Origin of the sequence: Tateyamaria pelophila (assembly GCF_019966495.1) — a bacterium.
In the GTDB taxonomy this organism is placed as follows: Bacteria; Pseudomonadota; Alphaproteobacteria; order Rhodobacterales; family Rhodobacteraceae; genus Tateyamaria; species Tateyamaria pelophila.
This window is the reverse complement of the sequence record NZ_JAIMIA010000140.1, coordinates 1-10208: the sequence shown is the minus strand read 5'-3', so window position 1 is coordinate 10208 and position 10208 is coordinate 1. Positions and strand designations below refer to the sequence as shown.

Here is a 10208-nt window from a genome sequence, read left to right as displayed (position 1 = left end):
CAATCGCATCGACGAACTCATGCCGTGGAACTGGCAGCCGGAAAAGGCCTGAAACCGCGCCGACACCAGACGGATACGATCAATCGCGGGTGTTCGGCTTTGAGCGTTTCATCATCCAAACCCTACCGTTTCATCACGCCGGGTCGAAAATACCCGACAAAAACGTAGGCGGTGCAGAGTAGTTTCAGAAACAGAGTTCTGCCTTGCGGCACCTTCAGATTGCCGGTGACCGATTTTTTGTCTGTATTCTGTGCGAGAAAAGATACGCCCATATTGGCCTCGCTCAGCGCAGGATCAGCGCCCAACTGACGCGTGAGGTCGCCGCGCTCAACCGCCTCAACCTTGATCACTTCCGCACCAAGTGCGCCAGCTGGTTACAGCAAAACCGCCCTTCAAGCGGTTTCGACATCAGGTTCCCCACATCCATAAATCGCACTCATACAGCCAGACGACCGCGCCATTGCAAAAAACGGCAGGGTCAGTGGCATGGCGTGGACCGAAGGCAATTGCCTTCAAAATGGCCCATTCCCCATTCCGCTGAAATGGGAAACAAGAACGTGCCTCTTGTCGCTTGAACGCCGTTTTACGCCGCGAGGCCACGTCCCTTGAGCAATGCCTCAACCCCCGGCAAACGGCCCCGAAAGGCGACATACAAATCCGCAGCATCGGCGCTGCCGCCCGTACTCAGGATATTTTGCTCCAACGCGCGGGCCTTTTCGGCATCAAACGCGCCGCCGGCTTCTTCGAATGCCGCAAAGGCGTCGGCATCCATCACCTCGGACCACATATAGCTGTAATAGCCGGATGAGTATCCGTCCCCCGCAAAGACATGTGCAAAATGCGGCGTCGCGTGGCGCATGCCGATGGCGCGGGGCATGCCCATGCCTTCCAGTACCTCGGCCTGTCTGGCCATCGGATCTTGGGGTGCGTGCCCTTCGTGGAAGGCCAGATCGACCAGCGCCGAGGCGACATATTCCACTGTCTGAAAACCCATATCGTAAGTCGCGGCTGCCAGCACGTTATCCAACAACTCCGGCGGCATTGCCGCACCGGTTTCAGCGTGCGTCGCGTATTCGCGCAGTACTTCCGGCACGTCGAGCCAGTGTTCGTACAGCTGGCTGGGCAATTCCACGAAATCGCGGGCCACGGATGTGCCGGACACGCTTTCATAGGTTACATCCGACAGCATCTGGTGCAGCGCATGGCCGAACTCGTGAAACAGCGTCCGCGCATCGTCATAGCTGAGCAACGCAGGGTCGCCCTTGGCAAAGTTGCAAACGTTGATGACGACGGGCGTTTGCGGCGCAGGAAACTTGGCCTGCGCCCGCATCGCCGAACACCACGCGCCGGAGCGCTTTGAGCCGCGCGCGAAGTAGTCGCCAATGAAGACCGCCACATGTTTGCCATCGCGAGTCACGTCCCACGCCCGGCAATCGGGATGGTAAAGCGGCACGTCGAGTGGTTTGAACTCCAGCCCGAAGAGGCGCGTGGCACAGGCAAACGACGCCTCGATCATCCGGTCGAGCTGAAAATACGGTTTCAACTCCGCCTCATCCAGATCATGCAGGTCCTTGCGGCGGCGCTCCGCATAAAACCGCCAATCCCAAGGCTCCAGCGGGCCGTTGACACCGTCGGCCAGCATCATCTCTTCGAGTACGGCGCCATCTGCTTCGGCGCGGGCCTTGGCGGGCTCCCAAACGGCCATCAGCAGGTCGCGCACGGCGTCTGGTGTCTTGGCCATCTCGGTTTCCAGCTTGTAGTCGGCAAAGCTGTCATACCCCAGCAACTTTGCCCGCTCGGACCGCAACTTGAGGATTTCTGCTGCAATTGCACGGTTGTCCGTCTCGCCGCCATTGGCTCCACGTGCGGCCCATGCGTTGTAGGCTTTCTCGCGCAAATCGCGCCGGGTGGAGAATTGCAGGAACGGCACGATCAGCGACCGCGACAGCGTGACAACCGGGCCGCCTGCGTCCTTTTCCACGCCAGCCGCACGGGCGGCATCGATGACAAAGGGCGGGAGGCCCGCCAGATCCTCTTCGGCCAGCGCCATGAACCAGGTGCGCTCATCGGTCAGAAGGTTCTGGGTAAACTGCGTGCCCAGCTCGGCCAGCCGCCCCTTGATCACCTTCATCCGGTCCTCATCCGCCCCCTTGAGGGCGGCACCAGAGCGGACAAACCCACGATGGGTCAGCATCAGAACCCGCGCCTGCTCTTCGCTCAGGTCAAGGTCGTCACGCTGCGCCCATACATCCGCTACGCGTTGATATAGGGCGGTGTTTCCGGAAATCTCGGCAAAATGTGCGGCCAGCTTGGGAGAAAATTCACGTTGCAGGGCTTCGCGCACCGGGTTGCTGTCCGCTCCGGCCATGGTGAAAAACGCACCTAGAACCTTATCGAGCGCATGGCCTGCCGCCTCTAACGCCTCGATTGTATTGGCGAAATCGGCAGGAGCGGCATTGCCCGCAATGGCGTCAATCTCGTCTTGATGAAGGGCAAGCGCCGTGTCCAGGGCCGGCGCGAAATCCGTGTCGGAAATGGCATCGAAGGGGGCGATTTGAAACGGCGTGTCCCAGTCCTGCAAAAGCACGTTGGTCATGTGGTAATCTCCTTTGAAAGCTATGTAGGGCGGGTTTCACCCGGTCGCCATGGGGATATGGCCGCATGTTTCGCAATCTGCGCGCCGGGCAAGGCCGATCTTGCGGCTTTCACCATACAGCGCGTCGTGAATGACCATCTCGCCGCGCAACGGCGTGCCGGCTCCTGTGATGATCTTGATTGCCTCAACCGCCATCATCGACCCGATGATACCGGGCAGCGGGCCAATCACCCCGGCTTCGGCGCAATTGGGGGCCAGCTCAGGCGCCGGGGCCTGTGGGAAAATACACCGATAGCAGGGCGCATCCCGGGCCGGATCAAATACGCTCAACTGCCCTTCCCATTGGGCCAGAGCCCCGGAAATCAACGGAATACCACGCGCCACGGCGGCCGCATTGACCACATAGCGGGTATCAAAATTGTCCGTGCCATCAATCACCAGATCATAGTCAACAAGCAGATCGTCAGCGATCTCCGCAGTCAACCGGCGGTCATAGGGGCGCACTGTGACATAGGGGTTCTGCGCCTCCATGGCGGCCTTGGCGGAAAACACTTTCGGCATGCCGATATCCTGATCGCGGTGAATGACCTGCCGTTGCAGATTGGCATTCTCAACCGTGTCATCGTCGATAACGCCAAGGGTGCCGACACCTGCCGCCGCCAGGTATTGCAACACAGGCGCGCCCAGGCCGCCTGCACCAACCACCAGAACGCGGGCGTCCTTCAGCGCCTTCTGGCCGTGGCCGCCGATCTCTCGCAACACGATGTGTCGGGCGTATCGGTTCAATTCCGTGTCGGTGAAGGGACCCTGCGGGGGGCGCTCGATTTGCTCTTCCTGCGCCATGACCCGGCCGCGCAACCGGCGCAACACAAGGCGATAGGCAACGGCAATGGCGGCAAAGCCACCAAAGATCAGCCAGAATGCGGGACTCTCTCCGGTGGCCATGCGGAGCGGATCGCCGTCAGGCAAAGCCACATGCAGGGCAAGTACGGCACAATACAGCAGGCCGATCATGATCCATCGGTCGCGGCGCGGCGTCTTCATCATGGCACCCACGCCCCAAAGCGCCGCCGCCAGCGCGAACACCAAAAGCATCAGACCGCTCCGGTGGAGCCGAACCCGCCCGCACCCCGGTCCGTTTGATCCAGGTCATCGACCTCCCGAAACGCCGCCTGCACGACCGGGGCCAGAACAAGCTGGGCAATGCGCATCCCATGGGTCACTTCAAACGGCGTGTCCGAAGTGTTCAGCACAATCACGCCCACCGCGCCGCGATAGTCGCTGTCGATGGTGCCGGGGCTGTTGACCAAGGTAAGCCCGTGTTTCAAGGCCAATCCGGACCGGGGCCGCACCTGTACCTCAAAGCCCGACGGGATCGCCATGGCGAGGCCTGTCGGCACCAACATCCGCGCACCCGGGGCCAGCATAACGCTTTGCCTGTCCAAAAAATTTGCCCGAATATCGGCCCCTGCCGCGCCACCTGTCTCGTAAGACGGCAAAGCAACGTCGGGATCCGCCCCCGCCACGCGCATGATTTCAAGCACAACTGATCCTGTCTTCATCTTGCCAAATAAACTCATAGAGCAACGGGCCACCCCGCGCGCCATTTCACCATGATCGCTCAGGCCAAGGCCGCCGCCACCCGTTCCGCCAATTGCCGCGCCACATCCGTTTTCGACATGCGCGGCCACGTCTCCGCCCCTTCATCCGAAATCAAAGTGACGGCGTTTTCTGATCCACCCATGATGCCAGTCTCGGGCGATACATCATTTGCCATGATCCAGTCGCAGCCCTTGCGCAGCCGTTTGGCCGTGGCATGCACCTGCACATCGTGGGTTTCGGCCGCAAACCCTACCACCAGGCGGGGCCGCCCCTCGGACATCTGCGCTACATGGGCCAGAATGTCAGGATTTTCGGCGAATTCCAGCACCGGCAGTCCATCCTTGGATTTTTTCAGCTTTTGGGTGCTGGCACTGGCCACGCGCCAATCCGCAACAGCCGCCGCAAAAATCGCCGCGTCCACCGGCAAGGCGGCAACGACGGCGTCCCGCATTTGCTGTGCCGTTTGGACTGGCACAACCTGTACGCCATCAGGTGGGGCAACATCCGCAGGCCCGGTGACAAAGATCACCTCCGCGCCCAGTCCGACTAGGGCCCGGCCCAGTGCCGTACCTTGCGCCCCGGATGAGCGATTGGCGATGTAGCGCACGGGATCAATCGGTTCATGCGTCGGCCCCGACGTCACCAGCACCCGTTTGCCCGTCAAAGGCCGTGGGCCAAAATGCGCGGCGACCGCATCGACAATCTCCAAAGGCTCCGACATTCGGCCCGGACCAAATTCGCCGCACGCCATGTCGCCCTTGTTGGGGCCAACCACGGTCACGCCATCGGCGCGCAATTGCGCCAGATTACGACGGGTCGCGGGATGATCCCACATGCGCACATTCATCGCCGGTGCAATCATCACAGGCGTGTCCGTGGCGAGCAGAAGGGTCGAAGGCAGATCATCCGCCCGGCCCTGAACCATCTTGGCCATGATATCTGCGGTCGCGGGAGCGACCAGAACAAGATCGGCGGAACGGCTGAGCTGTATGTGACCCATCTCGGCCTCATCGGTCAGATCAAAGAGGTCCCGATACACTTTGTGCCCGGCGAGGGCGGCCACGGACAAAGGTGTCACGAACTGCTCCGCTGCGCGGGTCAGAACGGGGGTCACATGGGCGCCGCGTTCGCGCAGGCGGCGGATCAGATCCAGACCCTTATAGGCGGCGATGCCCCCCGTCAGGATCAGCAGAATGCGCTTGTCCGTCAGCATGATCTTCGCTCCGGTCATGGTGTCAGGCCGACCATAGAGCCATGGAGCGACAAGGGCCAGCCCACGGCGACAGATGCCGCGGGCGCGCGGTCAGACGGCAGTACCGGCAATTTATTGGAACGCCAAACACGGGTCAGGTCGATCCACGCCAGGTGCCGTTTCGGTGATGTCAAACAAGCCTTGCAAGGCCGCGCCGTCTTCGCCCTGACCCAAAGTCGTGATCGAGACCTGAGGGGCCGCATGGCTCAGATAGACGGGCATACCCCAATCCAGGCGGGCATGGCCATTGCCGGTAATCACCACAACAGGTCCGCCGGTGACCTCAAGGGCGCGCAAGGCAACGCGGGCCAGTTCCGCATCCCGAAGACGCTGAATATCGACCATCGCGGGCAACATTTCGGGCGGCAAGGCGTCGCAATGGGCAGACATCTGCAGGGCTTCCCGAGCATTCTGTTCGTCAGCGTCCAGCGGCGTATCCAGTCCGAACGTTTGTGCACGATCGCCGAAAGCCGCCACGACACCGTTGGTCATCGCGGCGCGCGCCGCTGTGCGCGGAACCGCCGCACCAAAGACTTGTGCCTCAGGGGCGGCGGCAAAAATCGGGAAGTACATGGCAAAGTCAGGCCATCCGCTGTCGGCCCATTCGAATGCCATTTCAAGTGTTGCGGCATCCGCGCCCGGCACATGCGCCTCCGCCTGTGCTTCGGTCAGCATTTCAAACACCAACGCTTTGGGTTGAGTCGCTGCCACTATTTCAGCCTGACGCATGTGATGATGCGGGTTGTCGTGAAATTCACCCAATATCAGAACGTCTGCATCAAATTGGCCCGCCGACACGGGCAGGCCAATCAAGACAAACGCGAAGCTTAACAGATACCTCATACGAGGAAATGATGAACCTCACGGCTCTGGCTTTCCAGAGATTTCCGCATTTTGGTAAAGGCAGCAGCCTCAAGTTGGCGCACCCGTTCCTTGGACAGGCTCAGTTCCTGCCCCAAGCTTTCCAATGTCCGCGGCTGGTCCCGCAATTTGCGTTCACGCACGATGAACCGCTCGCGCTCATTCAGGGCGTTCATCGCCGAGAGCAACCACGCCCGCAGTTGTGCCGTGTCGTGAGAGTGCTCAACCGTTTCAGCCGCCTGCGCGCTGTCGTCTTCCAGGGCGTCGATCCACTCGCGCCCTTCATCTTCGGCAGACTGTGTCGCATTCAAGGAGTAATCCGAACCCGACAAACGCCCTTCCATCATTTCCACGTCATGCAAGGGCACGCCGATTTCGGTCGAAATCATTTGACGAAGCTGGTGCTTGTCCAGCGTTTGCCCAGCCGCTTGGCTTTCACGCTCCAAACGGGCTTGAACACGGCGCAGGTTGAAAAACAGTGATTTCTGCGATGACGTAGACCCGGTGCGCACCATCGACCAGTTGCGCATCACGTAATCCTGAATGGACGCTTTGATCCACCAGACCGCATATGTCGAAAACCGGACCCCGCGATCAGGATCGAATTTGTCAGCCGCTTTCATGAGGCCCAAACCCGCTTCCTGGATCAAGTCGTTCATGGGCGCACCATAACGCTTGAACTTCGAAGCCATGGAAATGGCCAGACGCATGTATGCGGTGATCAAACGGTGGAGCGCGGCTTCGTCACGCTCGTCCCGCCATGCGTAGGCCAGGCGTAATTCCGTTTCCGCGTCCAACAATTCTGCTTTCATCGCTGTACGCGACAATGACATCTCTCTGACGTTATCCAAAGCCATACGATCATCCCCCTGGACGGCTGGTCTTGTTTCTCGCACTTATAATGCCTACGGACGAACTATCGTTTTGGTTCACTGGAAAGATGAAAAAAGTGTTGCCGTCATTGACGTTCGTTTTGGGAGGGGCTGCTTCGGGTAAGTCGGTCGTGTCTGAAAACTTAACTGTTAACAGTGGGTTAAAGCCTTTGTACATCGCGACGTCACGCGTTTTCGACGATGAAATGCAGGCGAAGATAAATATGCATCTCAGCCGCCGTGATGCCAGCTGGACGACCCATGACGCGCCAAAAGACGTAGGCGTTGTGCTGCAATCGTGCACCAGGGATCAAGCTGTCTTGCTGGATTGCGCTACCATGTGGCTGACCAATGTGATGCTGGACGGCGGTGATGTGCCCGAGGCACAAGTCCGCCTGTTACAGGCTCTTGCGGCTTGTGCAGCGCCGGTTGTCGTTGTCTCCAATGAAGTGGGTCAGGGGATCGTGCCGGAAAACGCGTTGGCCCGGCAATTCCGGGAGGCGCAAGGGCGGCTCAACATTGCACTGGCCGCGCAGGCGGATTGTGTGATCCATGTCGTTGCAGGGCTGAGCCATGTTCTTAAAGGGGCACATCCATGACCACCTGGCATTGGGTTCGGCACGGGCCGACGCATCAAAAAACATTTACCGGGTGGCGCGATGTGCCCGCCGATCTGTCAGACACGGACGCCATCGACAGGCTGCGCGCGCACCTGCCCGAGGACGCGTTGGTGATTTCCTCTGACTTGACCCGCGCTGTCACGACGGCGCACGCACTGCAAGGGGGACGACGACGGCTGCGCCACGATCCGGCTCTGCGCGAGTTCCACTTTGGCACATGGGATGGTGTGCATTTCAAGACCGTCGCCGATTGGCATCCCGACCTCAGCCGGGCCTATTGGGAAACCCCGGGGGATCACAAACCGCCCGGCGGCGAAAGCTGGAATCAGTCGGCGGCCCGCGTTGCCATGGCCGTCCGGCGGATCGAGGCGGCACATCCCAATGCCCATATCATTGCGGTCGCACATTTTGGCGTGATCCTGACGCAGGTGCAGGCGGTTCTGGGTCTGACGGCCTATGACGTTCTGGGCCACACGATCGACCCGCTGTCTGTCACGACGCTAGAACCGTCGCAGGGCAGGGCCGTGACGATCAATCACGCGCCTTGATTGGCCCGTGCACAAATCAACGTTGGTCACAGCGCCACGACTAAGGTTAATCTGTGTCCCATGACGTATGACCTTTATATCGGCGATCGCACCTTCTCCAGCTGGTCCTTGCGGGGCTGGTTGATGATGGAGAAATTCAACCTGCCGCACCGGACCCACATGATCGGGCTCTACGCCGGCACGATGACGCAGGACATGGCGCCATTGGCACCGGCCCGGCTTGTGCCCGCGATGAAACGCACCGATGGGACCGTGATTGGCGAAACGCTGGCGATGGCGGAAACACTGGCCGAAGAAAACCCTGACGCAGGCATGTGGCCTGCCGGGTCAGCGGCGCGGGCGACTGCGCGATGGCTTTGCGCCGAAATGGTCGGCGTATTCAGCGCATTGCGTGGCGACTGCCCGATGCAATTGCAGCATGTCCATGTCGGTTTTTCCCCGTCAAAAGCCGTTCGGTCCGACCTCGCCCGGGTCGAGGCTCTCTGGGCGCACGCCGCCACCTTGAAATCCGAAGGCGAATGGTTGTTCGGACGGTATTCACTGGCCGATGTGTTCTTTGCGCCGGTCTGTGCCCGCATCATCGGCTACGATCTGCCTGTCAGCGACGCGGCCCGAGCCTATTGCCTGCAAACCCTGCGCGATCCGGTCTTTCAAAGCTGGCGCGACGCAGGGCAGAAAATCAAATATGATCCAGATCCTTACCCGATGAACCTGCCGACCAAAGCATGGCCGGTCTGAAATTCGGTGATCCAAGGATGGTTAAACTCTCAGCATCCCGTGATACGTTAACCCATCGTAAACCACGCCCGTTTAGCCATTAACTTCTGACAGGGGAGTTCGGATCATGGTCTCACGGGCCTTTACGGTTGCATTTCAGGGGGTGGAGGCGCGCGAGGTCGAAGTGCAATGCGCCATGACGCCCGGCATGCCTGCATTTTCCATGGCGTGCCTTAAAAAGAAACCATTTTATTGCTATGGCGGAAACCTCAGCGGCAACTTCAATCTGTTCCAGATGGGCTAATCAAACGGCAGGAAGTTCGAACAATCTATGTTCGAGGAAAAGGTCACCGAGATCGTCGGACTTTACCTCGACCCGCCGGATCGCGCCGTCGTGCTGTGCGTGGATGAGAAGTCCCAAATCCAGGCGCTGGATCGCACCCAGCCCGGGTTGCCGCTGAAAAAGGGGCGCGCCGCGACCATGACCCATGACTACAAGCGCCACGGCACAACCACGCTCTTTGCCGCGCTAGATGTGAAATCGGGCACGGTCATCGGCGATTGCATGCCCCGCCACAGGGCGAAAGAGTTCCTGAAATTTCTGCGACAGATCGACAAGGCCGTGCCCGCGCGGCGCGAGGTCCATCTGGTGCTGGACAACTACGCAACGCACAAGACGCCAGAGGTGCGGGCCTGGCTGGACAAGCACCCGCGCTTCAAGCTGCATTTCACGCCCACCAGCGCATCGTGGCTGAACCTCGTCGAACGCTTCTTCGCCGAAATCACGTCAAGACGCATCCGACGCGGCAGCTATTCCAGCGTCGACGATCTGGAGGCCGCGATCTACGATTACTTGGCCCTGCACAATGAAAGGCCCAAGCCCTTCAAATGGACCAAGACCGCCGAGGACATCCTCGCTCGGGAGCACCGCGCACTCAACGCGCTGGATGAAATTCGTGGAAACAGGTAGGAAGCGTCAGACTCAGAACACTAGTCCCATGATTCAGTCAATTTGCGGGTATAGGTGCATGAGCTTTGTTCTGGCATCCTCAGTAGTGAAGTGCCATTTGGTTATTGTCTGTGCGTTGTTTCGGTTTTGGAACCAGGCAGTGACTTCGGTTTCCAACGATGCTTGGTCAG

General features: G+C 59.9%; 11 protein-coding genes and 1 pseudogene. 5 read left to right on the top strand and 7 right to left on the bottom strand.

What is annotated here, in order from left to right; translation table 11 throughout:
• Nucleotides 1-122 precede the first annotated feature (122 nt).
• The 7 genes from LC354_RS23915 to LC354_RS23885 form a co-directional block, all read right to left on the bottom strand.
• Nucleotides 123-350 carry a CoA transferase gene (locus tag LC354_RS23915; RefSeq protein WP_223428487.1) on the bottom strand — a complete coding sequence of 76 codons (228 nt, stop codon included), beginning with the start codon at nucleotides 348-350 and terminating at the stop codon, nucleotides 123-125.
• 233 nt (nucleotides 351-583) lie between these two features.
• Entirely contained in the window at nucleotides 584-2596 is a 2013-nt protein-coding gene (locus tag LC354_RS23910) for a M3 family metallopeptidase (RefSeq protein ID WP_223428486.1), read from the bottom strand.
• A gap of 36 nt (nucleotides 2597-2632) precedes the next feature.
• Nucleotides 2633-3691 (bottom strand): HesA/MoeB/ThiF family protein, encoded by a 1059-nt coding sequence (locus LC354_RS23905; RefSeq protein WP_223428485.1) that lies wholly within the window; start codon nucleotides 3689-3691, stop codon nucleotides 2633-2635.
• Complete coding sequence (gene dut / locus LC354_RS23900) at nucleotides 3691-4158, bottom strand: dUTP diphosphatase (RefSeq protein ID WP_223428484.1); 468 nt, start codon at nucleotides 4156-4158, stop codon at nucleotides 3691-3693. Before dut ends, LC354_RS23905 begins: the two co-directional genes overlap by 1 nt.
• A 59-nt stretch (nucleotides 4159-4217) precedes the next feature.
• Nucleotides 4218-5411 carry a bifunctional phosphopantothenoylcysteine decarboxylase/phosphopantothenate--cysteine ligase CoaBC gene (gene coaBC / locus LC354_RS23895; RefSeq protein WP_223428488.1) on the bottom strand — a complete coding sequence of 398 codons (1194 nt, stop codon included), beginning with the start codon at nucleotides 5409-5411 and terminating at the stop codon, nucleotides 4218-4220.
• A 111-nt stretch (nucleotides 5412-5522) separates the two neighbouring features.
• Complete coding sequence (locus LC354_RS23890; RefSeq protein WP_223428483.1) at nucleotides 5523-6293, bottom strand: ChaN family lipoprotein; 771 nt, start codon at nucleotides 6291-6293, stop codon at nucleotides 5523-5525.
• Nucleotides 6290-7168, bottom strand: coding sequence for an RNA polymerase factor sigma-32 (locus LC354_RS23885; RefSeq protein WP_223428482.1), 879 nt, complete (start codon nucleotides 7166-7168; stop codon nucleotides 6290-6292). Before LC354_RS23885 ends, LC354_RS23890 begins: the two co-directional genes overlap by 4 nt.
• Before the next feature lie 44 nt (nucleotides 7169-7212).
• On the opposite strand from LC354_RS23885, the gene cobU reads away from it, so the two are divergent.
• From cobU to LC354_RS23860, 5 genes and pseudogenes are all read left to right on the top strand, one after another.
• A complete protein-coding gene (gene cobU / locus LC354_RS23880; protein ID WP_317849392.1) occupies nucleotides 7213-7782 on the top strand; it encodes a bifunctional adenosylcobinamide kinase/adenosylcobinamide-phosphate guanylyltransferase in 570 nt (189 codons plus the stop codon).
• The gene (locus LC354_RS23875) at nucleotides 7779-8351 is read left to right on the top strand and encodes a histidine phosphatase family protein (protein ID WP_223428480.1); all 573 of its coding nucleotides are present in this window, start codon (nucleotides 7779-7781) and stop codon (nucleotides 8349-8351) included. The genes cobU and LC354_RS23875 overlap by 4 nt, the downstream gene beginning before the upstream one ends.
• Before the next feature lie 60 nt (nucleotides 8352-8411).
• A complete protein-coding gene (locus LC354_RS23870; protein ID WP_223428479.1) occupies nucleotides 8412-9089 on the top strand; it encodes a glutathione S-transferase in 678 nt (225 codons plus the stop codon).
• A gap of 106 nt (nucleotides 9090-9195) precedes the next feature.
• Nucleotides 9196-9372, top strand: a complete 177-nt coding sequence (locus LC354_RS23865) for a hypothetical protein (RefSeq protein ID WP_223428489.1) — start codon at nucleotides 9196-9198, stop codon at nucleotides 9370-9372.
• 30 nt (nucleotides 9373-9402) lie between these two features.
• Nucleotides 9403-10038, top strand: a pseudogene (locus tag LC354_RS23860) (IS630 family transposase); the annotation flags it as partial.
• Between the last annotated feature and the right edge of the window lie 170 nt (nucleotides 10039-10208).